23 protein-coding genes are annotated in these 25,632 nt (G+C 60.3%); 12 read left to right on the top strand and 11 right to left on the bottom strand.

Going from position 1 to position 25,632, the window contains the following annotated elements; all coding sequences use genetic code 11:
• Positions 1-58 precede the first annotated feature (58 nt).
• The 5 genes from ACQY7R_RS00980 to ACQY7R_RS00960 form a co-directional block, all read right to left on the bottom strand.
• The gene (locus ACQY7R_RS00980) at positions 59-925 is read right to left on the bottom strand and encodes a transglutaminase family protein (RefSeq protein WP_428303731.1); all 867 of its coding nucleotides are present in this window, start codon (positions 923-925) and stop codon (positions 59-61) included.
• A 206-nt stretch (positions 926-1,131) separates the two neighbouring features.
• Positions 1,132-2,139 carry an alpha-E domain-containing protein gene (locus tag ACQY7R_RS00975; RefSeq protein WP_428303730.1) on the bottom strand — a complete coding sequence of 336 codons (1,008 nt, stop codon included), beginning with the start codon at positions 2,137-2,139 and terminating at the stop codon, positions 1,132-1,134.
• Between the two features lie 30 nt (positions 2,140-2,169).
• The gene (locus tag ACQY7R_RS00970) at positions 2,170-3,606 is read right to left on the bottom strand and encodes a circularly permuted type 2 ATP-grasp protein (protein WP_428304972.1); all 1,437 of its coding nucleotides are present in this window, start codon (positions 3,604-3,606) and stop codon (positions 2,170-2,172) included.
• A gap of 372 nt (positions 3,607-3,978) precedes the next feature.
• Complete coding sequence (locus tag ACQY7R_RS00965; RefSeq protein ID WP_428303729.1) at positions 3,979-4,146, bottom strand: hypothetical protein; 168 nt, start codon at positions 4,144-4,146, stop codon at positions 3,979-3,981.
• A 739-nt stretch (positions 4,147-4,885) separates the two neighbouring features.
• On the bottom strand, positions 4,886-5,248 hold the full coding sequence (locus ACQY7R_RS00960) for an STAS domain-containing protein (RefSeq protein ID WP_152099339.1): 363 nt from the start codon (positions 5,246-5,248) through the stop codon (positions 4,886-4,888).
• A 259-nt stretch (positions 5,249-5,507) separates the two neighbouring features.
• Here ACQY7R_RS00960 and ACQY7R_RS00955 point away from each other — a divergent pair, with 259 nt between their 5' ends.
• From ACQY7R_RS00955 to ACQY7R_RS00930, 6 genes are all read left to right on the top strand, one after another.
• Positions 5,508-6,980 carry a matrixin family metalloprotease gene (locus tag ACQY7R_RS00955; RefSeq protein WP_428303728.1) on the top strand — a complete coding sequence of 491 codons (1,473 nt, stop codon included), beginning with the start codon at positions 5,508-5,510 and terminating at the stop codon, positions 6,978-6,980.
• A gap of 134 nt (positions 6,981-7,114) precedes the next feature.
• Positions 7,115-7,762, top strand: coding sequence for a PEP-CTERM sorting domain-containing protein (locus ACQY7R_RS00950; RefSeq protein WP_428303727.1), 648 nt, complete (start codon positions 7,115-7,117; stop codon positions 7,760-7,762).
• 138 nt (positions 7,763-7,900) lie between these two features.
• On the top strand, positions 7,901-8,710 hold the full coding sequence (locus ACQY7R_RS00945; RefSeq protein ID WP_428303726.1) for a PEP-CTERM sorting domain-containing protein: 810 nt from the start codon (positions 7,901-7,903) through the stop codon (positions 8,708-8,710).
• Positions 8,707-10,707 (top strand): tetratricopeptide repeat protein, encoded by a 2,001-nt coding sequence (locus tag ACQY7R_RS00940; protein ID WP_428303725.1) that lies wholly within the window; start codon positions 8,707-8,709, stop codon positions 10,705-10,707. Before ACQY7R_RS00945 ends, ACQY7R_RS00940 begins: the two co-directional genes overlap by 4 nt.
• Before the next feature lie 131 nt (positions 10,708-10,838).
• Positions 10,839-11,942 (top strand): DUF1559 domain-containing protein, encoded by a 1,104-nt coding sequence (locus ACQY7R_RS00935; RefSeq protein WP_428303724.1) that lies wholly within the window; start codon positions 10,839-10,841, stop codon positions 11,940-11,942.
• Positions 11,943-11,988: 46 nt separating this feature from the next.
• Complete coding sequence (locus ACQY7R_RS00930; RefSeq protein WP_428303723.1) at positions 11,989-12,141, top strand: hypothetical protein; 153 nt, start codon at positions 11,989-11,991, stop codon at positions 12,139-12,141.
• A 140-nt stretch (positions 12,142-12,281) separates the two neighbouring features.
• Here ACQY7R_RS00930 and ACQY7R_RS00925 read toward each other — a convergent pair whose 3' ends face one another.
• From ACQY7R_RS00925 to ACQY7R_RS00905, 5 genes are all read right to left on the bottom strand, one after another.
• Complete coding sequence (locus tag ACQY7R_RS00925) at positions 12,282-13,592, bottom strand: sulfatase family protein (protein WP_428303722.1); 1,311 nt, start codon at positions 13,590-13,592, stop codon at positions 12,282-12,284.
• Between the two features lie 81 nt (positions 13,593-13,673).
• The gene (locus tag ACQY7R_RS00920) at positions 13,674-15,095 is read right to left on the bottom strand and encodes a sulfatase (RefSeq protein ID WP_428303721.1); all 1,422 of its coding nucleotides are present in this window, start codon (positions 15,093-15,095) and stop codon (positions 13,674-13,676) included.
• 37 nt (positions 15,096-15,132) lie between these two features.
• The gene (locus tag ACQY7R_RS00915; protein ID WP_428303720.1) at positions 15,133-16,230 is read right to left on the bottom strand and encodes a DUF1559 domain-containing protein; all 1,098 of its coding nucleotides are present in this window, start codon (positions 16,228-16,230) and stop codon (positions 15,133-15,135) included.
• 99 nt (positions 16,231-16,329) lie between these two features.
• A complete protein-coding gene (locus ACQY7R_RS00910; RefSeq protein WP_428303719.1) occupies positions 16,330-18,549 on the bottom strand; it encodes a beta strand repeat-containing protein in 2,220 nt (739 codons plus the stop codon).
• Between the two features lies 1 nt (position 18,550).
• Positions 18,551-18,790 (bottom strand): hypothetical protein, encoded by a 240-nt coding sequence (locus tag ACQY7R_RS00905; RefSeq protein WP_428303718.1) that lies wholly within the window; start codon positions 18,788-18,790, stop codon positions 18,551-18,553.
• A gap of 103 nt (positions 18,791-18,893) precedes the next feature.
• Here ACQY7R_RS00905 and ACQY7R_RS00900 point away from each other — a divergent pair, with 103 nt between their 5' ends.
• The 3 genes from ACQY7R_RS00900 to ACQY7R_RS00890 are packed head-to-tail and all read left to right on the top strand — an operon-like array spanning position 18,894 to position 20,701.
• Positions 18,894-19,280, top strand: coding sequence for a hypothetical protein (locus ACQY7R_RS00900; protein WP_428303717.1), 387 nt, complete (start codon positions 18,894-18,896; stop codon positions 19,278-19,280).
• Positions 19,281-19,339: 59 nt separating this feature from the next.
• Entirely contained in the window at positions 19,340-20,341 is a 1,002-nt protein-coding gene (rbsK, locus tag ACQY7R_RS00895; protein ID WP_428303716.1) for a ribokinase, read from the top strand.
• A 54-nt stretch (positions 20,342-20,395) separates the two neighbouring features.
• A complete protein-coding gene (locus tag ACQY7R_RS00890; protein ID WP_428303715.1) occupies positions 20,396-20,701 on the top strand; it encodes a hypothetical protein in 306 nt (101 codons plus the stop codon).
• A 9-nt stretch (positions 20,702-20,710) separates the two neighbouring features.
• Here the strand turns inward: ACQY7R_RS00890 and ACQY7R_RS00885 are convergent, their stop codons facing one another.
• On the bottom strand, positions 20,711-20,926 hold the full coding sequence (locus tag ACQY7R_RS00885; protein WP_428303714.1) for a hypothetical protein: 216 nt from the start codon (positions 20,924-20,926) through the stop codon (positions 20,711-20,713).
• A 33-nt stretch (positions 20,927-20,959) separates the two neighbouring features.
• Here ACQY7R_RS00885 and ACQY7R_RS00880 point away from each other — a divergent pair, with 33 nt between their 5' ends.
• The 3 genes from ACQY7R_RS00880 (at position 20,960) to ACQY7R_RS00870 (ending at position 25,545) form a co-directional block, all read left to right on the top strand.
• Positions 20,960-21,499, top strand: coding sequence for a sigma-70 family RNA polymerase sigma factor (locus ACQY7R_RS00880; protein ID WP_428303713.1), 540 nt, complete (start codon positions 20,960-20,962; stop codon positions 21,497-21,499).
• Complete coding sequence (locus ACQY7R_RS00875; RefSeq protein WP_428303712.1) at positions 21,493-23,355, top strand: FecR domain-containing protein; 1,863 nt, start codon at positions 21,493-21,495, stop codon at positions 23,353-23,355. Before ACQY7R_RS00880 ends, ACQY7R_RS00875 begins: the two co-directional genes overlap by 7 nt.
• Positions 23,356-23,730: 375 nt before the next feature.
• Entirely contained in the window at positions 23,731-25,545 is a 1,815-nt protein-coding gene (locus ACQY7R_RS00870; protein ID WP_428303711.1) for a PEP-CTERM sorting domain-containing protein, read from the top strand.
• The last annotated feature ends 87 nt before the right edge of the window (positions 25,546-25,632 follow it).

Below are 25,632 nucleotides of genomic sequence, written 5' to 3'. Positions count from 1 at the left end.
CGGAGCCCGGGGCTAAAATACCCCCAATACATCCATTATCCGAATCGCCGGCCGCAAGTTACGCGAGGACTTCCACCCGCCGCTCCACGCGAACTTCCGTCTCCATCTCCGCCGTCACTCCCGAACCGCGATAAGTGCCAACAATCGGTGCAGTGCCCGCGGCCGCCGCCGCGGCGGCCACAGCGACATGACTCTGAGCAACCGCCAACCCGCGTGACGGATCGTACCCTCGCCACCCGGCGCCGGGGATATAGGCTTCCGCCCAAGCGTGCAGCTCGCCCCCGTCGCGATAGAGCTCCGACTCCTCATACCCGCTGACGAACCGCGCCGCGATGCCGAGCGAGCGGCAGACGTCGACGAAGAGCGCCGCCAGATCGCGACAGGCTCCGCGCTTCTCGCGCCATGTCCGCTCCGGCGACCAAACGCCTGGCTCTTGCCGAGTGACGCGCTCGAAGCGTTCGAAGATGGTGTTGTTGAGCGACGTGAGCAGCGGCACCAACTCGCCCCGCGCCGCATCGCGGATGCGCGAGGCGAAGATCGCGATTTGATCCGGTTCGCCGAGCCCGTGCGGGTTGCGGTGGAGGTACGGCCGCAGCGCATCCGACTCCGCCGCATAGAAGACCGGGAGCCGCGAGCGGCAATGATCGGGAAGGAAGTCGAACGGATTGTCGCGCAACGTTTCGACCGACGCTCGGCACGTGATGGTCAACGAGCGATGAACGCCGTCGAACCACAGATGGGTCACCGTGTTGCCCGCCGAGTCGAGGCCAGACGACATCCCCGCCGGTTGCGGATCCACGTCGAGCGAGAACTCCTGCAGCAGCTGAGCCCCGTCGCTCCGCGGTTGAAACCGCAGCACATGCGGCTCCAAGAAGACCGCTTCCGAGAAGTCGTACCTGGTCGAGTGCCAGATTTCCAATTCCATGACCTGGGCTGCCTTGTAGTACGGGGTATGAATCGCCCCCGCCGCGCGGGGGCGCTACTGCCGAAACTTGAGCCGCCTGGAGGTCTCCTTCCTCGTCCTGGTTGCAGCGAGTGTTCCTCGCCGCACGCCGACTCCTCATGAATCAGCGATCTCTCTCACTCAATGGGTGCGAATCGTGAGCGCTGCGTTACTACGTCGCCAAGTTACTACGTCGCCAGCTGAAACTGCGATTGCGTGGCAGGCGTTTGCCGCTGGACCGCGACGTCGATCGTCCGCATCGCGAAGAACGTATCGGAAATGCCCTCGCCAATCGAGTTGAGCCGCTTCTGCAAATCGTCGACAAACTCGTGGAGGCCGCGTTCGATGATTTGCTGCGACGACGTGTAGGCGAGTTCCGCCCGGAGTTGGCCGAGTTGTTGCTCAGGCTTGTTGACGAATCCGCCGATCGCCGAGCCCGAGATCGCGTGGAGCGACTCGTTCGCCTTCGTCAGGCAGTAAAGCACGGCCCGCGGGAACTCGCGATCGAGCACCAGGAACTGCACGACCGAAGCCGGTTCCAGCCGCCCATGCCGCTGCCGGTACATTTCAAGCGCACTCGCGGAGCGGAGCAGGGCCGACCACTGGATATCGTCGAACGGCGTCCCCACATCGGCGGGGCTCGGCAGCAAGATGAAGTATTTGACGTCGAGGATCCGCGACGTTTTGTCGGCCCGCTCGATGAGCCGCGCAAGCCGGCAGAAGTGCCATCCCTCGCCGTGGGTCATCGTCGCGTCGGTGATCCCCATGAATTGCTGGCCGGAGAAGCGGATCTGATCGAAGAAATCGTACGACTCCTCGAACGCCGCCGATTCGGCGCCACTCTCGCGGAGCATCAGGTAGAAGCGGTTGATGTGCTCCCACATTTCCGACGAGATGCTTTCGCGGACGGCGCGGGCGTTCTCGCGAGCCGAGCGGACGCACGACATGATCGAATTCGGGTTCTCGCGATCGAACGTCAGGAAGCGGATAACGTTCTGCTTGGTCGCCGTTTTGTATTGCTTGGCAAAGGCTTCGTGGTCGCCGGTGGTGATCACCAGCGGCAACCACTGCTGCTCGCCGGCGCCCGGCATATCGAGGTTGAGGTTGAGGTTGACCGCGATGAAGCGCGCGACATTCTCGGCCCGCTCCATGTAGCGGCTCATCCAGTAGATCGATTCGGCGACGCGGCTGAGCATGAGTTCAGAGCAGTAAGATTTCGAGGCGGATTAGGTTGTGACAGGGGCAACAGCGGGAGCCGGGACCGGGGCAGGGCGATCGCTCATCACCCAAGTATCCTTGCTGCCGCCGCCCTGCGAGGAGTTGACGACGAGCGACCCCTTGCGGAGCGCGACGCGCGTGAGCCCGCCCGGCAGGACGTAAATCTCTTTGCCGTAAATGACGAACGGCCGCAGATCGACGTGCCGCCCCTCCATGCCGTTCTCGGTGAGTACGGGCACGCGGGAGAGGTTAAGCGTTGGCTGCGCGATGTAGTTGCGAGGCTTCGCTTTGATCAGTTCGGCAAAGGTGGCTTGCTCTTCCTTCGTCGAACGCGGACCGATGAGCATGCCGTAGCCGCCCGACTCGTTGGCCGGTTTCACCACCATCTTGTCGAGGTTGGCGAGGACGTGGTTCCGCTGCGTTTCATCCCAACAGACGAACGTTTCGACGTTTGGCAGGATCGGTTCTTCGTCGAGATAGTAGCGAATGATCTCGGGAACGTAGGCGTAGACCACCTTGTCGTCGGCGATGCCGGCGCCGGGGGCGTTCGCCAGTGCGACGTGCCCTTCGCGATAGGCTTGCATCAGACCGGGGACGCCGAGCATCGAGTCCGCGCGGAAAGCCTGCGGATCGAGGAAGTCGTCGTCGATGCGGCGGTAAATGACGTCGACCCGCTCGAACCCGCGCGTCGTTCGCATATAAACGTAGCTGTCGTGAACGACGAGATCGCGCCCTTCGACAAGCGGAATGCCCATCTGCTGAGCAAGGTAGGAGTGCTCGAAGTAGGCCGAGTTGAACGAACCCGGCGTCAGCAGCACCACATGCGGCTGGCGAACGCGGTGCTGCATTTGCGCCTGAAGCGCATCGAGCAGCCGGCTGCAGTAATCGTCGACCGGCAGCACGTGAGCCTGCTCAAAAATCTGCGGGAACGTCTGCTTGATGAGTTGGCGATTCTGCAGAACGTACGAGACGCCCGACGGGCAGCGAAGATTATCTTCGAGAACGTAAAACTGCCCTTCGCGGTCACGCACGAGATCGACGCCGGTGATGTGACACCAAATCCCCATCGGCGGATCGAGGCCCATGCACTGCTGCCGCAAGGTGGCGCAGCTACGAACCACGAACTCAGGGATCACGCCGTCGCGGACGATCGACTGCTTGTGATAGATGTCGTCGATGAACTTGTTAAGCGCGATGATCCGCTGCTTCAGGCCCCGCTCGAGCCACTTCCATTCGGCCTCAGGGATGATCCGCGGGCAAATGTCAAACGGAATAATCCGCTCCGAGCCTTCTTGATCGCCGTAGACGCTGAACGTGATGCCGAGCCGCCGCATCGAGCGTTCGGCCGCCATTTGGCGACGTTCGAGTTCGTCGGTGCGAAGCTGCCAGAAGCGATCGTACAGCGCCCGGTAGTGTGCGCGGGGCTTCCGATCGGCGTCGAACATCTCGTCGTAGAAGTCGCCGACGTCGTAGGCGTCGAACCCAACCGCCGAGGCTTCGGCGCCGCCGGGTTGGCTAGCATGGCGGGAGCGGGCGGCAGCGAGAGTTCCGTCTGGAGTCATGGCAAGCGTCTGTCTTCTGTACAGCAGCGGCAAGGCGTTGGCGGCGGGCAGTCAGCACAGGCCAACCAGCAGTGTGGGAGCAACTTATGCGCCACCAAGTAGAACGCGCATTTCTCGCGTTCACGGGAGCGGCGACAGCTGGGAGGCCCATCATCCGCGCAGACGGTGCGCGTTCGGCGCGCAACATCCGCCGGCGACCGTGAGGATACCATTATTAGCCGAATGGAGTCTGCGCTATTTCCGAGAGGCAAGAAATCAGCGAGCCGGCGCGGGCGACCAGGGCTGTTGCGACACGCCCGAAGTAAACGACGCAGCGCCGCTGGCGGTCGAGAAGGAGCCGGGATTGAGCGTCGCTTGCGAGACGAACACCGAACGATCGACGCCCCCGGCTGCATGCGGCGCAGGTTCGAGGAGGGCTGGCATTACGTGAGCAAGCCCGGTCGTTGAACGGTGCGCTGGGGTATAACTGGCTCCTGAGTGCCCGGCGGGTTGATTGAGTGACTGTAGATGAGCCGCGGAAGGTGCGGCATGCTTAGCAGCAGTCGCACTCGTTAACGAATGTGAATTGGTGGACGCCCACTGCGATCGAGTCGAAACAGGCGTCAAAAGGCGGCCGATATTCTCTGGTTTGGCGGCAGCGCTGCGGAGGGATTGAGAACGCAGCGTTACAGGCGTTAAGTTCGCCGCTCGCGTTGTGGAGTTCCACGCCGCTTCGTCGCGGGCGGATGCTGCCAAAGTAGCTCCACCAATAAAAAGCCGCGGCGCGGATGCCGCCGCTGGGATGCTGCGCACCAGCGTTGCCGGCTGCATCAGCTCAGGGTCGGCGCCGACGGCAGATTCACTGGCAAGCACGACGAATAGGAGGCCTAAATAAACCGAGAATCGACGCAACTGGAAGCCTTGAGAAATGTGGAAACAACCGAGGAATGTAGCGTTCATCGTCACCGTGACCCGCTGGTGATGCCGCCTACGGCATGCCCGCCAGCGCAGCAACGCAACTGGTGCGCCGATCTGCACGTCCGGCCACAAATGTCGCTCCGACAGGGACTTAGCGGCGCTCGGCCGACGCCTACCCGCCTGCGGATGACAATCTCGTAGGCAACTGTCGCCCAGGAATGTCGCAATCGTCCGCTCGCTGTGCGTTTAGCCCCAGCACAACGACCTAGCCGAAGAAGCCCCGCTTCGAGAATGACTTACGGGCCGTCGCTTCGTCCGACTGGATGTCGAACACCTTGTTCAGCTTGGTGATCTTGAAGACTTCCAAGATCTCCGGAGCCACGCTGCAAAGCTTCAGCTTCGCCTTGAACTCGTCGCACTTCTTCTTCATGGCGACCAGCTTGCCGAGCATCGCGGAGGCCATGAACTTGACCGCCTTGAAATCGACGACGACCTGGGTTTCTTCGCTCTTGCCGATGACTGTGTAGATGTCGTCGAACAGTCGTTTTAACTGCTCAGGATCGATCAGACGCTCGTCGTGAATACGAATCGTCAAGATGTCGTCTTTGGCGTAAGAGTCGATGGGCATGATCGGTTGGCTCGGGCGGAAAATGGCGGCGATTGGCGTGCGGAGAAGCGTTCCAGGCGACGCCGCGTTTGCGGGGCGTCGAGCGGGCAGATTCTAGCATTGCGGACCCTGCTTGGCGATGTTCGGCGCCATTTGTCTGCAGATTTCGTGCTTCACGCGATCACGGGGAGCCGAAATCGTCTCGCCATAGCCGTGCAGAGTCGCCTTTCAATGATTAGGCTGGGCGGAGGCGAACTCTCTAGCTGAACTCTGCCCGACGATGCGTCTGCCTCTCAATGTACTTCTCGGCGTCACCGCCGCCGTGCTGATCAGCGCCGGCGATGCGGCGGCCTTTTATTCCAACGGACGCTGGGCTTCGACGGCCAGTTCGTCGCCGACCGCGGCCGTAGGGTTCCCCGTCACGCTCACGTGGAGCCTCGTCCCCGACGGCACGCCGCTTTCTAGCGGCGGCGTCAGCAACCTGGTGGCGTTCCTCGACGGCCGGTTCAACTACGCCGGCGGTGGATCGGACCTCACGCTGCGGCCCTGGTTCGGACAAGTCTCGCAATCGTTTACCCGCTGGACCGATCTCAGTGGGCTGACGTTCGCATTCGAAGCGACCGACGACGGAGCAACGCACGGCAACTTTGCCGGCGCCCTCGGCATCCGCGGCGATGTGCGACTCGCCGGCAAGTTCATCGACGGCGTTGGCGGAACCAATGCGATGACGGGGTTTATCCCCAGCGCCGATCTCACCGTCGATACGGGCGATAGCCCCTATTTTGGCGCCTCGGCGAACAACTATCGCGCAATGCGAAACACGCTGATGCATGAGATCGGCCACTCGTTCGGGCTGGGGCACGTCGACTCGAACAGCGCCGCCTTCCTGATGGAAGGCTTTTCGAATAACTCGTTCGACGGGCCGCAACTCGACGACATTCGCGGCATTCAGTGGCTCTACGGCGACAAGTACGAACGGCTCGCCGGCGCGGGCGGTAACGGTTCGATCGCTCAAGCGACGCCGCTCGGCATCATTGCGGATGGCGCGACGCTAACGCTCGGCGCCGACGCCGCCACGGGCACGCTCGTCTTGGAGAATGAGACGAATTTCGTCAGCATCGCGAACTCTAACGACGTCGATTATTTCGCCTTCACCGTTACCGAACCCTCGAGCGTCGACCTCACGTTGACGCCTCGCGGGGCGAGCTACAACGAGCGGATCGGCGGTACGAACAATAGCTACACGACGACGAACGCCGCCCAAGCGAGCAACCTCAGCCTGGAGCTGTATGGACTGGTCAACGGCGTCGCGACGCTCCTCGCGTCGGCGGCGACGCAGCCGATCGGCGTAGCCGAGTTGCTCACGGACATCGAGCTGCCGACAGCCGCCGATTACTTCGTCCGGGTGGCGGGAGACAGCAGCAACCTGCAGTTCTATGAGTTGGCGATTGGCGTCGCCCACACGCCCGTCGTGACCTTGCCGGGCGATTTTGACCTCGATGGCGACGTCGACGGGGCCGACTTCCTCGTATGGCAGAGCGGCTTCGGGAGCAGTTACGACGCCGATGACCTCGCCATCTGGCGGGAGCATTTCGGGGCGACTTCCCCCATAACGACAGCCGTGGCCACTGTTCCCGAGCCGATCGGAGCGCTGCTGATGACCGCCGCCTTTGCCGGTTTGGGGCTGACCGGTCGATTACGGTCTGCCGCAGGGCGTCGTTGGTTGAACGGCAATCCGGCGTCGTTTTCTTGAACACAATCGCCGTTCCGCCTATACTCGCCCGTGACCCCGAACAGATTTCGGGGTTCCCATCTTCGCTGGAGGCGGCTGAGATTGGCGAGTGGGCGTGTTGAGTTCGCACCAGTGATTCGTGTGGAGTAACGCTCATGCAATTAGATCAAGCTGCTTCTTCAGCGCCGTCGGCGTTGAAGCGCCGGGCGGCCTACGCCCTGGCTGCCGGCGCTGCTGCCGTCGGCGCAACGGATGCCGATGCTGCCGTCATTTACTCGGGCCCGCAGAACATCAGCATCAACTCTGGCAACTCCCAGACGATTAATCTGGATGGTGATGGCTTCAACGACCTGTTGTTGAAGAACTACGTCTTCGGAAGCGGTCCCTACCAAGGGGCAACCGTCTCTTTCTCGCCCGGCAAGCTTGTCGGATTTACGAGCGGCCTTAGTTACGCCTCGGCGTTGACCGCTGGCAGCCCCATCAACAGCTCGACGTTGGGTCCGTCATTCTTCGGCTCGATGGCGTTTGGCGCCGCCAATCCCAACGCACAGTTCAACAACGTGACCAACGCTTACTTGGGATTGAGCTTTCCCTCCGGCTCGAACACTTACTACGGTTGGGTGCGCGTCGACGTGAATAACGCCGCCGGCACGTTCCTCGTTAAGGACTGGGCCTACGAGAGCACTGCGGGCGCCGGCATCGCCGCTGGCGCGGGCTTGGTTCCTGAACCTGCCACGCTCGGCCTACTGGCCTGCGGCGCCGCCGGCATCGCGGCCATCCGTCGGCAAAAAGCGGCTGCCTAGGCAGTCTGTCGTTGCCGTTCGTTCGCTTCGTCAGCGCATTCCCGCGTGACGAGGCGTCGTTTCTGCTTAGCAATTGACGCTGGTTGCCGACCGCTGCGGTCGGCAACCAGCGATTTCTGATATGGAGTCGATCATCACATGAGCGTTGAACACGCTTCAAGTTCCGCGGCCGCGCTGCGCCGTCGCACAGGCTATGCGTTAGCGGCGACCGTTGCTGCGGCGGGTTCGGGCACTGACGCCGAAGGCGCGGTCGTCTACTCCGGGCTCCAGGAGATTTCGATTGCTCAAGGGAACCGGCAAGCCTTGAGGTTCAACGACGACGCTTACAACGACATCGTCCTGAAAAACTACATCTTTGCTGCAGGCAACTATCAAGGAGGAACGATCCCGTTCTCTCCTGGAGCCGTCTCTGGATTTACGGCGAACCTCTTCAACTACGCAACGGCCCTGAACGCCGGAGAGGTGATCGATCAGTCTACGCTCGGTGGCTTTGCTTTCTCGCTCGCACTCGGCAGCGCTAACCCCAACGCCCAGTTCATTAACGCTGAGAACAAGTACATCGGCCTCGCGTTTCCTATCGGCCCGACCGATCTCTACTACGCGTGGATTCGCGTTTCCATCAACAACGCTGCCGGAACATTCATCGTCCACGACTGGGCTTGGCAAAATGAAACCGGCGTGCCAATCACTGCCGGCGCCGGCGGCCTTGGCGACTTCAACGTCGACGGCGTCGTTAACGGCGCCGACTTCCTCGTCTGGCAGCGCAGCTTCGGCGATCCCTACGACGCGGCCGACCTCGCTGATTGGAAGTCCGCGTACGGCAATGGCGTCGCTGCAGCACCAACAGTCGCGGCCGTTCCTGAACCAGGCGCTCTCGGCCTGCTCGCGGCTGGGGCAGGGGGGCTCGAAATTTTGCGGCGGCGCCACGGACGCCGAAAGTCGTCGTGAAGCCGATCGAACCAGTTCGATCTCCCTCCGGGCCGCGGCGAGTGCTCCTCGTCGGGTGGGACGCCGCCGATTGGCAAATGATCCACCCGCTCATCGAGCAAGGATTAATGCCGACCACTGCGTCGCTCCTCGGGACCGGCGCTTGGGGCAACCTCGCCACGACGCGACCGATTCTCTCGCCGATGCTATGGAACACGATTGCCACCGGCAAACGCCCCGACCAGCACGGCGTCCACGGCTTCACCGAACCCACGCCCGACGGCAGCGGCGTACGGCCCGCGGCGAGCACCAGCCGCAAGTGTAAGGCCCTCTGGAACATCCTCACGCAAGGCGGGCTCCGCTCGAACGTCGTCGGTTGGTACGCCTCGCATCCGGCCGAGCCGATCGCCGGCGTGATGGCTTCGAATCAGTTCGAGCAGTTCACCGTCGCCGACGACGTGCCGTCGCCAGTCGCCGCTCATGCAATCCATCCGCCTGAAGTCGCGGAACAATTGGCGGCGTTCCGCGTGCTGCCAGGCGAGATCGACGCCACGGCGCTGCTGCCGTTCGTGCCAAGCGCCGCGCAGTTGCTCAATCAGCCTGAGCATCGCCTCGGCAAGTTACAGCACATGCTTGCCCAGACGGCGACGATTCACGCCGTCGCCACGCACCTGATGACCTCGACCGAGTGGGACTTCACGGCGGTCTACTACGAGGGAATCGATCGCTTTGGTCACGAGTTCATGCACTGCCACCCGCCGCAGATGAAGCAGGTAAGCGACGCCGAGTTCGAGGCCTATCGCCACTGCATGACGGGCATCTATCGCTTCCACGATATGATGCTGCAGACGCTGCTGACGCTCGCCGGCGAGGAGACCGCGGTCATCTTGATGTCGGATCACGGCTACTACAACGACCACCTCCGTCCCGACCCGCGCGAAGGTCAGTCGGGACCTACCGACTGGCATCGACCGTTCGGCATTCTCGCGGCGCAAGGCCCCGGCATTCGCCGCGGCGCCCGGCTTTACGGGGCGAGCATCCTCGACGTGACGCCAACGGTGCTCCACCTGCTTGGCCTGCCGGCTGCGTACGATATGCCAGGCCGCGTCCTCGCCGAGGTACTGGAAAACCAGACGCCGCGTGAGCGGATCGAATCGTGGGAGGAAGTCGAAGGCGACGCTGGCCTCCATCCGCCCGACTTGCGGATCGATCCCGTCGAAAATCAAACAGTCCTTGCCCAGCTCGCGGCGCTCGGCTACGTCGACGCCCCCAGCGACGACGTGCAGAAGACGATCCGCGATACGATCGCTTGCAACCAGTTCAACCTCGCCCAGTCGCTCGTCGATTCGCGGGACTTCGCCCGCGCGATCAAGGTGCTTGACGGGCTCGATGCGAGCGTTCGTGACGCCGGGCCCACGCGGTTGCTCGCCGCATCGTGCTATCTCGGCCTTGACGATCGCACGGCAGCCCGCTCCGCCATTGAGGGTTTGCTTGCCGCAGCGCCGAACGAACCGCGACTTCACATGATGCTGGGAACGCTTGAGTTTGCGGAAGGGAATCCGGAAGAAGCATTGCGGCATCTGGGCATCGTGACCGCCGCCGAACCTCGATTGCCCGGGCTCCACATCAAGCTCGGCGAAGTCTACCTCTCCACGAAGCGCTACGACCGGGCGATCGCCGCGTTCGAAAAAGCATTGTCGATCGATCCCGATAGCCCGGTCGCCTACGCGGGAATGGGCCGTGCGAAGCTCGAACTCGGCAACCCGCAAGCGGCGCTCGACGACGCACTTATCGCGGCTGAATTGGTCCACCACTTCCCGCGGGTCCACCTGACGATCGGGCAAGCCCTGACGGCGCTCGGCGACGACGCCGGAGCAGTGGAAGCGCTCGAGCTATGTGTGAAGCAGGCGCCCCGCTTCAGCGATGCCCATCAGGCGCTCGCCAGCGTTTATCGCAACCTGGGAAAGATAGACAAAGCGATGGCCGCCGAACTCCGCGCGAAGGGGACGCTCGCTTGATTTCCACCCCTTCGACTACTAGCTTGAAGCACGTTGTCGCCTGCACAAGCCAGCAGGACGACGATCGCGTCGTCCGCTCGGCGGATGCGAGACGACGCCGAGCTTTCGCGTTCAAACCCTTTGAGGTCAGCATGCCGTTGGCATCGACGTCCGCCGTTTCGATCCGCCGCAACTTGCGCGGCTTTACGCTCGTCGAACTACTGGTTGTGATCGCCATCATCGGCGTATTGGTCGCCCTGCTTCTACCGGCGGTACAGGCAGCACGCGAGGCGGCGCGCCGAAGTAGTTGCACAAGTAACATCAGACAGACTGGGTTTGCCGCTCTTAACTACGAATCGGCAAACAAGCGATTTCCCGGACATTTGTCGAGCTTTAACTACGCCAATCAAAACGCGAGTCAGGATAGCCAACTGCGGCCGCAGCAACATACAGGCGTGATAACGTTCTTACTGCCGTACATGGAAGCGCAAAGCGTCTACTCGATGTTCTCAGCCAACACCAAACTCGGAGTTGATGCGTACGATGAAGCGTTCTACTCGTTGAGTTCAACCACGGCTTGGGAGGCAGCGCACGCGCAACTCTCGACGCTGCTTTGCCCCAGCGTGGGTTCCGAACTACCGCAACGGTCACGGATCAATAAGGTCTACGGCAAACTGGGAGACAGCGGCTTCTTGGAAATCACCTCATGGGGATTCCTACCAGAACAGAATGTCGGGATCACCCACTACCTAGGGAGTTCCGGCGTGTGGGGACAAGTGGGACCAGCGACGGGCCAGAAATACACTTACCAGATGAATGGCGTCTCCAGACCCGTCGATGACGACCTCATCGGAATTTTCGGAATTAGATCGAAAATACGCCCCGGTCAAATCATTGATGGGTTGTCGCAAACGCTGATGTTCGGCGAGGCGCCAGGAACAATCGGCTCATCAATTCCCGACGATGAAGACACATCTGGAAGTTACAGCGGCTTCGTCCAGGCTTACGCTTGGGCCGGGTGGGGAACGATGCCTACCAAAAATGGCCTCGATTTGGCATTCGAACAAACGCTGGCCAAGGGCGGCGTCTACTTCACAAAACGTTGGTACTACGGTTCGGTCCACTCGGGCGACGTCGTGCTATTTTGTTTCGCGGATGGCTCAGTCCGGCCATTGAGTAAAAGCATCGAAACGACTCTGTTTCAATCGCTGTCCACCATCCGCGGCGAAGAATCGGTTAGTGCCGACGCCCTGTAGTGCACATTCGGTCGACCGATCAAGCTGCTTATTGGAAAGGAATGCCATGCAACGCGCCCGCGCAATTCTGCTACTGTCGTTCGTCATTGCCGGATGCGTGGGGTGCGCCGAGGAGAAGAAGGTGACGTTCCCTGACAAAATCTCGTCACCCCCGGGAACCGCCGAACAGCAGCAGGAAAAGGCAGAAGCAGCGCTCTGAGCCAGCTGCTTGTCACCCCTTGCTCTCGATCGCAAGATTCGCTCAGCAAGCGCCACCCTGACTGTGGAGGAGCGCACGTCAGCGCCGGAGGCGCCTCGCGCACTATCCTTGCATTTATCGCGCGACTGAAGCCTCTGAGACTAATCCTTCGCCGCCCACCAGTCGTCGATCTCTTTGGTCAACTTGGCGACGACCTCAGGATTCTCCGCCGCAAGATTGACCTCCTCTTTGGGATCTTGCTTGATGTTGAACAGTTCAACCTGGCCGTCCGGCTCGTTTGCCGCGTTGGGAATGATCAGCTTCCAAGGCATCGAAACGCACCAGCGATGCTCCAAGCTGGTCGACGGTCGATGCAAGTCGACTGCCTCGTGAGTAAAGGTCTCGCCGAAGATCGCCTTCCGATCGGCAACCGCTTGGCTATCCAGAAGGTTCACGCCCTCCATGTCCGCAGTCGGCTTCAACCCGACGGCGTCGAGAATGGTGGGAGCGATGTCGATGCTGGAAACGGGCGTCGGGACCATTTTCGGCGCCACCTTGCCGGGCCAACGAACCATGATCGGCGTTCGCAAGCCGCCGTCGTAGGGACTTAGTTTCGAACGTCCCCCGGCTTGGTAGCTCTTGGGATCTTGAATCCAGCCGTTGTCGGTGACGTAGACGACGATCGTATTGTCGGCGAGGCCTCGCTTGTCGAGTTCGTCTAACACTTCTCCGCAGGTCTCGTCGAACCATTCGACGGTTGCAAAGTATCTGGCCACAAATTTCGAGGAAGCCTTTTCGCGATACTTGGCCACGAGCCGCTCCGGCGCGTTGTGAGGCAAGTGCGGCATCATCGGCGCGTACCACAAGAGGAACGGTTTGCCCTCGGTCCGATCGAGGAACTCGCGCACTGGCGTGATGCCGTCGCGACCGATTTGCAGGCCTTCGTCGCCATGCCGACCCTTACGGCTGGCGTCGCCGTGGGTCATCCCCTCGGTGAACCCGCCGCGGTTGTAGTGGCCTTCCCACCACTTACCAGCCTGAAAACTCGTGTACCCCAGCGGCGCGAGGAGGCGGGGAAGCGTGGGCGATTTGTCGATGTAGGCGATTTGTTCGTTGCGCATCTGCAGCCGCTTCGCCTCGTCCGGGTTCGGCGGCGGATCGTTGCTGGTAATCCGATGTTGATGCGGATAGAGACCTGTGACGATCGACACAAGGCTGGGGCGGCAAACGCTGCTGGGAACGTAGCCATGCGTGAAAGTGAGGCTTTGGCTTGCTAGCTCATCGAGGCGCGGCGTCTCGATTCGATGATGGCCCATGAAGCCGTAGTCGCGATAGCCTTGGTCGTCGGAAAGAATCATGACGATGTTCGGCGGCGACTTCTTCGCGGGAGCGTCGGCGGCCTGGCCGAACTCCGGAGCCAAGATAGCGACGCACCAAGCGGCGAAGATGCGGAACAGCATGGAATGCTTCATGGCGAATGACTCTCTATGTCTCTCGGCGGGGATCTCGATCGCAGCGGCCGAATGATGAATTTGCAGGCGGGAAGGCGCCGACTACTTCGACGCACGATTCTGCGCCGACTCCCGAGCATCTTCGGGCCGGGTAGGATCGTAGTTGGGGTTGGGCTGCGTCATTTGCGCGCCGACGGAATCGCGCCATTGATGAAGAGCGCCACGCAGTTCTTCGACCTGTTGCGGCATCGCGCTGGCCAAGTCTTTCGTCTCGCCGATATCGTCGATAACGTTGTACAGCTCGCAGCGGCCGTCCGAGTAGTACTCAATGAGCTTGAGGTCGCCACGGCGGATGGTGCCGTACGGCGTAGCGCCGCCCTGCTGATAATGTTGGTAGTGGGGGTAGTGCCAAAACAGATCGCGATCGGCGAGGCCGCCCGATTTTTCGAGCAAGGGAACGAGGCTTACCCCGTCGAGCGGCTGATCCTTCGGCGTCGGTAGTCCAGCCAGTTGGGCGAGCGTCGGATAAATGTCCATCGTAATCACGGGGACGTCGCATTCACTGCCCGCAGTCGTGACGCCGGGCGCGTAGATGACCAGCGGGACGCGAACGCCTCCCTCGTACGCCGAGCCTTTGCCGTAGCGAAGCGGTGCGTTCGATGTGGTCGGAATGCGACCGCCGTTGTCCGAGGCGAAGACGATGATCGTGTTATCGGCAATTTTCAGCTTCTCTAGCAAGTTACGGATGCGGCCGACCGTTTGGTCCATGCTTTGGACCATGGCGCCATACGCGGCGTTCTGATGTTTGAGATCGGGAGTGACCTTCGCCTGGTGCTGTTTGATCAAACCCTTCTTCGCCTGGATCGGCGTATGGACGGCGAAGTGAGGCATGTACAGAAAGAACGGTTCCTTCGCACTCGAGCGAATGAACTCCGCCGCTTCGGCGCCGAGACGGTCGGTAATGTATTCGCCCTTCGGACCTTGCGCGAGCGTCTTGATGGCATACGGCGCGAAGTAGCCCGGCTTGGGCTGCGGCGAGTCGTCGCCCGCGACGTTGACGTCGAAGCCATGTTTGGTTGGATAGTACTCCTCGCCGCCGAGATGCCATTTGCCGATCGACGCGGTGCGGTAACCGGCGCTCTTGAACAGTTCGGCGAGCGTCGTTTCCTCCAGCGGCAAGTGCTTCGTGAAATCGGGGACCAGGAGCTTCGGATTGCCCGGCGGCAGCCCCGGAATCCAGTCGGTCACGTGGAGCCGTGCGGGATATTGTCCGGCCAGCAGCGCCGCCCGCGTCGGCGAACAGACGGTGCAGGCGGAGTAGTTGGCAGTGAACCGGACGCCGTCTGCGGCGAGTTGGTCGAGATTGGGCGACTGGTAGAGATCGCTGCCGTAGCAGCCGAGATCGGTCCACCCCAAGTCGTCCGCCAGGATGAGGATGACGTTGGGTTTCTTGCCGGCAGCGGGGGCGGCTTGAACAACTGAACAACCCAGGATGGCTGCCACAAACAGAACGAATTTAACCACTGCCAGCCTCGCCGAAATCTTGGAACAAGTTGCCGCGCTAATAGGACATATCGACGGTCTCGCCGCCGTCGCGCGACCCCAACGCGTTCCAGACAAACCGATCGATGGAGTCGCCGACAAACCGGGTGCTGGCGTCGGCCATGGTGACGTTCACTCCGCCGCTGTGTTGGCTTGAGGCGGTCGTGGCGCCACCGTCCTCGTTCACGGGAGTCGCCGTGAGATTCCCGCCGGAGGACGCTTGAGTACAACTGTTGCCGTTGGGGGGCATGATGTGATTATACCTGGTGGGCGAGTAATCTCCGTGCGTCCAATTGCGGCCACTGCAGGGAAATTGCGTGGCGCGCGACGTCTGATTGGCAGGAATGACCCCCGAGCAACTCGTGTAGATCGAGTCGGCCGACGCCCCTGTGCCGCTGATCTTGAACCAATCGCTAGCGACCTCGACGTTGGTTTCATTGCCGTCGCCGCGGACTTTCTCGCTGTACATGGCGGTGTTGGAGAGGCCGTCGGTGATGTGCGACGCCTTAACGATGACATTCGTGATGTAGATGCCGTTGTTTAGTTCCTCGGGCTTCGGAAGGGCGGCGGTCGGTTCGGCTGTTTGTCCCGGTTGGTTTCCGCCGTTGCCTCGGTAGCTGGTGCGTCCCCAATCGTACTGATCACCCGTCGCAGCGCAGAAAGTGCCATTCACTCGATCTTCCGTGTCGGTGGGGCAAATTAAAAATTGAATCTTCGACATCACCGCTTGCGCGTTGGCCGGCGCGGCTGGCGCTTTCGTAAAATCAATTAGCGAATGGATGCTCGAGCCTTCAACATAAGGCAGCACCCGTGACAAATGTCCCCACTGCGTGTTGTTGACCCCTGGAGTTGGATAAATCTTGGGCCGACCAAGCGGAAACGCCTTATTTGCCGACTCGTAGTTGAGCGCCGCAAGACCGATCTGGCGTAGATTATTGGTACAACTCGAACGGCGGGCCGCCTCGCGAGCCGCCTGAACGGCAGGGAGCAACAACGCCACCAGCACGCCAATAATGGCGATGACTACCAAGAGTTCAACGAGCGTGAAGCCTTTTGGGCTAATCGCCGCGGCGCGTCCTGCCGAAGTTTTTTCGCGCGTCGTTCGGTATCGAGCCATGTTGAGTAACCTCTGCCCCTGCCAATCCGGCTCTCGTTCAACGCTGGTGCCCGAGCGTTTCAGCGCAATCGCTCACTGCGCGCTCATCGTGAGGTAATCTCAGCTCAAACGACGGCGCCGTTGAGCGAGCAAGAGGCCGCCAACCGCCGAGGCGATCAAGGCCAAGCTTGCCGGTTCCGGAACTGCCCCGACGGCAGGCTGTGCAGCGGCCTGACCGAACTGATCCTTCCAGACGGCGAGGTCGGCGTCGTTCACGACGTTGTCGCCGTTAGCGTCGCCTTGTATTAACCCGCCGGGAGCGCCGAAGCCGCGCTGCCAAATCAAGAAGTCGCGGCCGTCGACGACGTTATCGTCGTTGAAGTCGGCGTTCAGTGTCGGCGTACTGGTGTTGAGCGTGAGGACGACGTCATTGCCGCTGCCGCCCGTGTAGCTCAACAGATAAGAGACGCCAGCCAGGTTTACCGCGGCGCCTTCGCTGTAATTGCTAAAGACGCCGGTGATCGCCCCTTCGCTCTCTTTGGAAATCAGCGTGAACGACTCGATGCCCGTTGGAACGAACGCGCCCAACGAGAAATTCAACGTCGATCCGCCGAGATTGAGGTCGTTGTTGACGACCAGTTGGTCATACTCTGCCCCGGAAACAGCGCCCGAAATATCGAACGTGATGCTCGAGGCGGCGTCGAGCGTGACGTTGCCGTTCATCGTGAGCATACCTGGAGCGGCGTCGCCGGGGGCGATAACGCCCCCCGCAACGCTTACTCCCACCGGCGCTGCCCCCGTGCCAATGAATCCGCGCCCGCCGATGATGCCGCCGTTATTAACAGTCAACGCTCCCGTGCCGACGCCCGAACCTGTCGTATTGTTGACGAGCAAGACGCCGCCGGAGACAGTCGTTCCACCGGAGTAGAGATTGGCGTTGGTCAGTTCGAGCGACTCGACGCCCGACTTGGCGAGGGCGAGCTTGCCCGGAATCGTCGCCGTGTTGCCTGAGTCGCGAATCACGCCTTCAAAACGCGAGGTCATGACCGCGTTGACGGTCAGCGTCGAGAGCGAATCGGCTTGAAGACTGTTCGATTCGATGACGCCGGCGCCAGCATTCGTGGAAAGGAGGCCGCCGACTGCTTCTTGTCGATTGGTGCCGAGGCGAATCGTTCCTTGACCAGTGGTGGAGGTAAATCGAATAAGGGCCGCGTCGGCAATTTGATGATCCTGCTGGAGGACGACCACTGATGTGCCGCCAATGCTGAGCGTGCCGGGGACAGCGGTAGCGCCTCCAGTCTTGTTCAGAAACAGCATGCCCGCAGAGACGCCCGTCCCGCCTGCATGCGTGTTCGAATCAGTCCCTGTCAGGTAGAGATCGCCATTCCCCGTTTTGGTCAGGCCGCCGGTGCCGCTGATCGCCTTGGTCAACTTCGCCACCGCAGTGGAATCGCTGTTGTTGACGGTGATGTTTGCGGCGGATTGCAATTCGATGGGGCTGTTGAAGTTGGTCGTGACGCCTGTATTTAGTTGGAAGCGCAGGGCGCCGTCGTTGTTCGAGGGACCGCCGACGACCCCCGTTCCGTTGAGCTTCAGCGTGGCCCCTGCTCCAAGGTTGATGTCCGTCACGGCGGCGCCGATTTGGAGTTGACCGCCGGCGTTGATGGTAAAGCTTTCCGCGTTCGTGAGTAGCGTATTCGAGATGAATCGCATGGCGCCTTGGTTAATCACATAGCTGCCGAAGAACCCTTCGCCCGCGCCCAAAGCGGTCGTGTTGTTGATCGAAAGATTCGAGTTTCCGGCCTTCGTAAAGGTGATGCCGGCGGCGGCATTGATTTTATTCGTGAAGACAGTTCCCGCATTGAGCGCATCGCTATCGACGTTATCCTGCGTCACGACGAGATTCGAGAGCAACACGATCACGGGACGAACCGTTGTGGCTCCGTTGCCGACGCCAGCAGTTTCGGTGTAGCTGGCCGATCCCGAGCTAACCTGAAACGTCAGCGTGCCAGGCGTTCCGCCGCCGATCGACGTGCTGAGATTGCTGTCGGCATTGATAATCTTAAGCGAACCGACCGTGATACCTCCGGGAACGTTGGTCCCCAAGGTCCCGTCGGTGGTAAAGAACGGAACGTTAACTTCTGCGGCGGCGTCCATCGCGTTTGGGAAGACAGCGCCGGTTGGCGAGCCGCCAACGGTCCATCGATTGCCGCCGTTCCAGTTGGGCGTCGCCGTACCGTTGGGTACGAACACATATTGTGCGTGCGCTACTTGAGATGCGACAGCTAGCGATAAGCAAGCCAGCAGGAAACGTGCCGTGGAAATACCGTATGGTGCCATCTCAATTGTCCTTCAGGAAGTTTAATTCCGAATTCAATCGCCGCATTGCGAACTGGCTTCGATGCGCGACAGGAGCTCCCGCCAGGGCACCAAAATTCCTTAAAAAGCGATGCGTGTAAGCACTCGCCGCCAAGGCCAGTTGCTGAGAGGGAATCGTTTGTGAGTAGTAGGTTTTGAGGAGAGCAATCGTCAGTACGCCGCTGTCACCGAAACGATTGACTTTTATGTTCGCTTTGTGCAATATGAACTTGCACAAACGATTGTGCAAGAGAAATTTGGAAAAATATGGGTGACTGGCTATTTGGAGTCGTGCGATGCCCGCTGGGCCGGTAGCACTCAAGCAAATGGCGGCCGCGGGCAAAGCGCGTCAGTGCCGCATCAGCGTGAAGAGTGAAGAGGGCGTGCTGCTGGCCGCCAAAGGATTAGGGGTTCAAGCGAGTCACGTCGACCGTTCCTTACGGAGTCGTAAGTCTGGCTTGAATGCGATTTTGGTCGCTGAGGCATCGAACCCCGTCTTCGCAGCTACCGAGCGCGGGGCGGCCGTTCGAGCTCGGCAGCATGGTTTGTCGATCGAACAGGCAGACGAAACGATCACCGATGATCAGACGACGATTCCGATACAAACGCCGGCGATCCTCGACGAAGACGAACCGCTTGCTTGTCGGCGTTGTTTTCTTCTACCTTCTGGTGATAGGGAGGTTGATTGCTTCGAAGTTGCAAGCCTGATCTGAATCGTGGCTCCGTTATTCAGTTCCACTAGATTTCACTAGAGAATTGGTTGCGAATACTGATGAAAGCTAAAATTGTCGTCGTCGGAAGCTCGAACACCGACATGATCATTAAGCTCGACCGCATCCCGCTCCCAGGCGAGACGCGATTAGGGGGCGAGTTCCTAACCGCGGCCGGCGGCAAGGGAGCTAATCAGGCAGTGGCCGCAGCACGGGCGGGCGGCGACGTGACGTTCGTGGCGCGCGTGGGCGAAGACATGTTCGGCGAGAAGGCGATCACGGGGCTTGTCGAGTGTGGAATCAACGTCGAGCATGTCCGTCGCGATCAGCGCCCGTCTGGCGTCGCGCTCATCTTCGTGGGCGAGGGCGGCGAGAATAGCATCGCCGTGGGCAGCGGCGCGAATGCCATGCTCTCGTCAGCCGACGTTCGCTTGGCCGAGACTTCGATTCGAGCGGCTGACGTCGTGATGATGCAATTGGAATCGCCGCTGACGACGGTGCAAGCTGCCGCTGAATCGGCGGCTGAGAAAGGCGTTCCCGTTATCTTAAACCCTGCGCCTGCTCAGCCCCTTCCCGACGCATTGCTAAAGCTGGTTTCCGTCCTGACGCCCAATGAGACTGAAGCAGAATTGCTCACCGGCGTTAAAGTGGTCGACGACGCCAGCTGCAGCCAAGCTGCTGACCTACTACTCGGCAAAGGCGTCGGAGTCGTCGTCATCACCCTCGGCTCCAAAGGGGCGTTTGTCGCGACTCCCGGATGGCGACGCCACGTGGCAGGATTTGCCGCCACCGCCATCGACACAACGGCCGCCGGCGATTGCTTCAACGGGGCCCTCGGCGTTGCGCTAGCGGAGGGAATGGAGATGCTTGCCGCGGTTCGCTTCGCCAACGCAGCGGGATCAATTGCAGTCACCCGAATGGGCGCCCAGCCATCTGCGCCGACTCGAGACGAGATCGAGAGACTGCTGGCCGACAATCCGGCACAAGCAGTGGAAGGCGCGGCCGCTCTGAACGGCCCACACACGCACAGCCGTGCCGCAAGAGCGCACGCGGCTCGCACTTAAGATTCAGCAAATGGGCGGGCCACCGTTCGATGCCGGGCCGCGTGACGGCAGTTCATGTTGCACACGTCGTGGCTTCGCAAGCTCCTTGAGCAGGAACGTCAACGACTCGCTGAAGTCCGCGCAAACGTCGACCAACGCTTTGCAGTCGCGGACGCGAGATTAGCGAAGGCTGAGACCAAGCAGTTCGCGGCCGACCAAGCTCGTAGCCGTGTCTCTAGACGTGACAAGATTGTCCGAGACAAAGTAACCGCCCTGCCGGAGCGACCGCAGACCCAGGCGCCCGCTTATGGAGGGGTTGCGACCCTCGTCGAACGGCTCGAAAACGATCACTCCGGCGGCGGAGTCTCGCACGAGCATTAGAAAGACGCCTTACAAAGATACCAACCCAAAGGACGCAACGGACAGTTCGGTGAGACGTCCTCCATCCGCCGCATCCTCCCCTGAAGCTGCGGATTCGACCATCTCACCGACCGGCCAACGCCCGAATCGAACAGCTGTAATCGCTGAATTGGTAATGAGTTGCGACCAGGGCGTGAGCGTTTTAAGAAAACGATGTTGAGAATCTTCGGTCTTGAGTGCATACATAGGTAGCTACTCGACCAAACCGGAGGCTTCTCAATGCCGTCTGCTCCGGCCAACCAAACTAATGATTTCGCCTTGCTTTGGGCCACCGCGTTTCCGCGCGTTCGCGTATTCGTGTTGATGTGCATTCCGCGCCACCACGACGCGGAAGATGTCATACAAGAAACCGCCGTGGCGGCGGCCACTGAGTTTGCTAACTTTGATCGTGAGCGTTCGTTCAACGCGTGGGTGCTGGGTATCGCTCGCAACCGCGTCCTCCGCCACTGGCGTGATCGAAGTACCTCTCGTCAAATCTTGTTCGACGAGGAGACGCTACTAAGCGTCGAGTCCGCTTTTTCGAAGATCGAGCTCAATCCCGATCCAATGCACGAAGCACTCGAATCGTGCCTCGCAAAACTGACCGTTCGCGGACGACGTCTGATTGAGCATCGGTACATTCAAGGCCTGAAAACCGAGCAAATATCTGAGCGGACTGGAATCACCGTCCAATCCGTACACACGCAGCTCTACAGGGTCCGCCAAATACTCGGCGATTGCATCCGGCAGCGCCTCGGCAGGGGGGACTCCGCTTGCTGAACATCGACGATAGTCGCTTGCTGGCCATATATAGCTCGTTTCTCGATGGGCGCGAACTCAACGAGGCGGAAGCTTCTGCGCTGCGGGTCTGGATCGCCGAGAGCGAAAGCAATGCATCGCGACTCGTCGAATTTGCTATCCTCCACAGCACGATCGCCGATCGACTGATGATGCGGCGATTGCTGGACGATCTTGCTGCGAATCGTCGTGCGGCGATGATCATGCCTGCGATGCTCGCTGAAGCGATCGAGGACATTGAAGCCAGTTCTCCTCGAGTAACTCCGCTGGTGAAGGAAGAGTTGCCAGAGCCGGCAGCGCTACGCCCGTGGCAATATCTATCCGTGCCGGTGGCGGCGATCCTACTCGTCGCCGCGCTGGGCGTATGGTCGACCTTCAGAGCGAGCGAGACGACTGTCCCGCAAGCCATAGTGGTTGCCGAACAACCGTCGACCGCGGTAATGCCAACGCCTGCCCAGCCCGTCTTGCCAAAAGTCGTGGGAAGGCTGGGGGCGAGCTTCGACGCTATTATGGCCAATCGCGAGCCGCTCAGGCCGCGCAGCGAACTCATCGAAGGAGAACGCCTTCGTCTGTTGGGCGGCGTGCTGCAACTCAACATGGCGAGCGGCGCCGTATTGGTCATCGAAGCTCCGAGCGATGTGACGCTCGACGGCGAGGCTGCGATCTCGCTCGCACAAGGGAAAGTTGCGGTTCGCATCGACGGATCTGCTAGCTCATTTATCGTCGACACGCCGACTTCGAAAGTTGTCGACCTGGGAACAGAGTTTGGCGTCGAAAGCAATCCTGCAGAGCAGGATCGCGTGATGGTGTTCGACGGCTGCATTGCACTCGTCGAACCGGCGATACTTAAGCCAGAAGCTGCGATCGCGGCTGCGCGAGACGTTGGCACGCTGCAAGTCGCTGCGGGTTACGAAGTTAGCCTCTCCGACGCCAAACAGTCGAACGCTGCGGCGAAGGTGCAATCGCTGACAAATGAGCGGTATTTCGTGCGTCCTGACGAAATCACAGTTCGCCAGCGGGCCTTAACTGGCTCGGAATACGACCTGCGCCTGGCGGAGCACTATGAACGCCTCCGAATCAACGGGCTGGTAGCTTACCAGCCTTTCGACCCAGCGTCGTACGGGCGAGAGTTTTCGATAGGAATCGCCCCCCATGGGGTGACTTCGGCGGCCAACCTCTTGTTCACTGGCGACACGGGAGGCGGCTGCATCGAAGTCAGCGGCGGCCCAGCCTTCCTGCCCCTCGATACTTCCGCTGCAGGACCATTTGGCCGAGCTGGCCTGGTGAAACCGAACGGATTAGTTGGGCAGAGTGAAAACGACCTGTGGCTGACTTGGACCACTCAGCGACTAGCGGCAGACCCGGAATCGACCGGATCAGCCGGCGTTTCCTTGATGTTCGGCGAGCGAAGCGACTTTGACGAACCGATTTTCATCGGCCGAGGATTCGGTGCTTTGGAGCAATTCAGCGTTCAATCTGCCTGGGGCGGCGCGTTGCCTCCCGATGGCGCTCGTATCGACACGCTGTTGGATTCGAATACGGAAATGGCCGGCGTCCAAGCAAAGCTTTCCGACGCCCGGAAGCATCGTTGGCTGGCTCGTATCGAGTTCCGCGAGGGAGCTGATCGCGTCTCTGTCTGGATTGACCGGGATTTGGCGTCTATCGACCCGAATGCGCCTCACGCAAGAATCGAGGACGTCGACATTGAGTTTGATCGCCTCCGTTTTGCCGTCAATCGCGAGGCGGAAGTCTGGCGTTTCAGCAACTTCGCGGCAGCGACGAACCTGCGCGCCTTGCAAAACCTGACGAACGTCGGCAAGTTCCACATTGATCACTAGCGGACAATGGGAGTTGCTCGTTTGCATGAGCACGAGCGACAACTACCTAGTACGGAAGAAGTTACGCCTAATCCGTTAATTTTTCGAAAAAATTATGTTCAGAAAGCATGAGCGAGCGTGCAATAGCTCGTAGATACAACTTCAAACCCATCTTTTCATGTCTGATTGCTCGGCGGCGTGCACGATAGCGTTACTACTCATCTAAGAACCACACGCCCTGATTCTTGCATTGCTGTTCTTCACAAAGCAGCCCGCTGTTCGTGGGTTGTTCGGAGCGATATTGCCTAGAGTCGAAGGTTTGCGGTTGCGAACGGGTCGCCTGCTGCTCGGAAACCGCTGTCCAAACTGACAACTGATAACTAATGAGGTCACCTGATGAAGCGAAAATCTCTTCTTGCAGTTACGGCTCTGGGCGTTGCGGTTGCTGGAAATAATGGCGTCGCCTCCGGCGCGCAGTTTCTGTCCGCCAGCGACTTTATTATTGGCATTGATCGCGATGCTGCGGCGTCCCACAGCTCTTATCCCCTTGGCGAGTTGCCGAGCTTCGCGCATGACAATGTGAACACGACGAAGTATTTGAACTTCGGCATCAATAAGACGGGCATCATCATCACGCCGTTCGGGGGAGCGACGACTGCGCAAAGCATCCAACTGACGACCGCAAATGATGCGGAAGAACGCGACCCTCTCAACTGGCAGCTTTACGGGACGAACGACACGATCACGAGCACTGACAACAGTGCGGGCACGAACGAAAACTGGACGCTCATCGATCAGCAGAACGCATTGCTGCCCGCGGCACGGAATACGACCGCTCCGGTGCAGGCGTTTACCACGACCAACACCACTGCCTATAAGTCCTACCGGGTCGTGTTTCCGACCGTCAAAAACACCGATAATGCCAACTCAATGCAGATTGGCGAAGTTCGCCTGTTTTCGGACGCAGCAGGCACGAGCGCCAATATCTTCAACGAGCTCGACACATCCTATGCGATTCAGTTGCCGGTCCCTGACTCGCGGTCGTACAGCTACGAACGCGCCAAAGAGATACTGGACGGCACCGGTCCGCGTAATGACTTGCCTTCAGACAGTGGTTATCCGGGGGGCGAAAATCCGTCGTTTGTCGTGGATGGCACAAATGCCAAGTATCTCAACTTCGCTGGGGCCAATAGCGGTTTTATCGTGACGCCGGCAGCAGGGTCGAAGACGATTAAGAGTTTCGCTCTAACGACGGCCAATGACGCCGCCGATCGCGACCCCACCTCTTACTCACTGTTTGGCACGAACGATCCAATTAGTTCGCTGGACAACAGTCTCGGCATTGCCGAAAACTGGACGCCGATCAGTTCCGGTGCGATCGCTCTGCCAGCGGATCGCAATACGCTGGGAGCGACGATCAATGTGACGAACAACACCGCGTACACCAGCTACAAAATGCTGTTTCCCACGGTCAATGGCAGCAACCTCATGCAAATCGCTGAGGCGCAGTTCTTCGACGCGACGAACACGGACTTCTTGAATCCGGGCGATGTGGTGAAGGCCATTGATGCCGACACGAAAACCGGTCTCGATACAAAGTACCTCAACTTCGGTGGCGTGAATTCAGGGTTTATCGTCAGTCCCGCGGCAGGGGCGAAGGCACTTTCTCAATTCCGCATCACGACAGGCAACGACGCCGTCGAACGCGACCCCGCATCCTACGAGATCTACGGAACGAACGACACGATCGTTAGCACCGCAGACAGCCAAGGGACCGGCGAAAATTGGACGCTGGTTTCTTCCGGGGCACTCACCCTACCGGCAGATCGAAAGACTGCGGGTAGCTTGGTTGCCGTCTCCAACTCCACCTCGTACAAGTCCTACAAAGTCGTTTTCCCGACGATTAAGGCAATCAACGGCGACGGCACTCCCAACACCGACAATTTGATGCAGATTGCTGGAATCGAGTTCTTCGATGCTTCAGCCCCCCCCTCGGCAGACGTCGATGGCAGCGGCATCGTTGATGGCAAAGACTTCCTGATCATCCAACGCACCAATACGAGTCTGATTCCCCTGTGGAAGGCGCAGTTCGGCGGCCCGCCGCCAACTGTTGGCGCTGTGGTTGCCTCGGTGCCGGAACCGACCTCCATCCTGTTAACTATCGCAGCGGCAGGCGGCTTGGCTGCCGCCGGCCGTCGGCGGCTCAAGTAATCGCACGAGAGCATACATCTGCCAGAGCCCGTACAAGGGCTTGCATCGTCCTCGGCGACGGTGCAAGCCTTTATGGTGGAGTAGCCA

The sequence above is a fragment of the Lacipirellula sp. genome (genome assembly GCF_965279485.1).
Lineage (GTDB): Bacteria > Planctomycetota > Planctomycetia > Pirellulales > Lacipirellulaceae > Lacipirellula.
The sequence above is the reverse complement of the archived record's forward strand: the minus strand, read 5'-3'. Positions and strand labels throughout refer to the sequence as shown.

Excerpts from the sequence above, each read along its gene's own strand:
- ACQY7R_RS00945 (WP_428303726.1), top strand. The coding sequence starts at position 7,901 with ATGAGCGTTGAACACGCTTCAAGTTCCGCGGCCGCGCTGCGCCGTCGC.
- ACQY7R_RS00975 (WP_428303730.1), bottom strand. The coding sequence starts at position 2,139 with ATGCTCAGCCGCGTCGCCGAATCGATCTACTGGATGAGCCGCTACATG.
- ACQY7R_RS00900 (WP_428303717.1), top strand. The coding sequence starts at position 18,894 with ATGGCGGCCGCGGGCAAAGCGCGTCAGTGCCGCATCAGCGTGAAGAGT.
- ACQY7R_RS00970 (WP_428304972.1), bottom strand. The coding sequence starts at position 3,606 with ATGTTCGACGCCGATCGGAAGCCCCGCGCACACTACCGGGCGCTGTAC.
- ACQY7R_RS00955 (WP_428303728.1), top strand. The coding sequence starts at position 5,508 with ATGCGTCTGCCTCTCAATGTACTTCTCGGCGTCACCGCCGCCGTGCTG.
- ACQY7R_RS00870 (WP_428303711.1), top strand. The coding sequence starts at position 23,731 with ATGAAGCGAAAATCTCTTCTTGCAGTTACGGCTCTGGGCGTTGCGGTT.
- ACQY7R_RS00885 (WP_428303714.1), bottom strand. The coding sequence starts at position 20,926 with ATGTATGCACTCAAGACCGAAGATTCTCAACATCGTTTTCTTAAAACG.
- ACQY7R_RS00960 (WP_152099339.1), bottom strand. The coding sequence starts at position 5,248 with ATGCCCATCGACTCTTACGCCAAAGACGACATCTTGACGATTCGTATT.
- ACQY7R_RS00925 (WP_428303722.1), bottom strand. The coding sequence starts at position 13,592 with ATGAAGCATTCCATGCTGTTCCGCATCTTCGCCGCTTGGTGCGTCGCT.
- ACQY7R_RS00915 (WP_428303720.1), bottom strand. The coding sequence starts at position 16,230 with ATGGCTCGATACCGAACGACGCGCGAAAAAACTTCGGCAGGACGCGCC.
- ACQY7R_RS00965 (WP_428303729.1), bottom strand. The coding sequence starts at position 4,146 with ATGCCAGCCCTCCTCGAACCTGCGCCGCATGCAGCCGGGGGCGTCGAT.
- ACQY7R_RS00880 (WP_428303713.1), top strand. The coding sequence starts at position 20,960 with ATGCCGTCTGCTCCGGCCAACCAAACTAATGATTTCGCCTTGCTTTGG.
- ACQY7R_RS00950 (WP_428303727.1), top strand. The coding sequence starts at position 7,115 with ATGCAATTAGATCAAGCTGCTTCTTCAGCGCCGTCGGCGTTGAAGCGC.
- ACQY7R_RS00910 (WP_428303719.1), bottom strand. The coding sequence starts at position 18,549 with ATGGCACCATACGGTATTTCCACGGCACGTTTCCTGCTGGCTTGCTTA.
- ACQY7R_RS00935 (WP_428303724.1), top strand. The coding sequence starts at position 10,839 with ATGCCGTTGGCATCGACGTCCGCCGTTTCGATCCGCCGCAACTTGCGC.
- ACQY7R_RS00980 (WP_428303731.1), bottom strand. The coding sequence starts at position 925 with ATGGAATTGGAAATCTGGCACTCGACCAGGTACGACTTCTCGGAAGCG.
- ACQY7R_RS00890 (WP_428303715.1), top strand. The coding sequence starts at position 20,396 with ATGTTGCACACGTCGTGGCTTCGCAAGCTCCTTGAGCAGGAACGTCAA.
- ACQY7R_RS00930 (WP_428303723.1), top strand. The coding sequence starts at position 11,989 with ATGCAACGCGCCCGCGCAATTCTGCTACTGTCGTTCGTCATTGCCGGA.
- rbsK (WP_428303716.1), top strand. The coding sequence starts at position 19,340 with ATGAAAGCTAAAATTGTCGTCGTCGGAAGCTCGAACACCGACATGATC.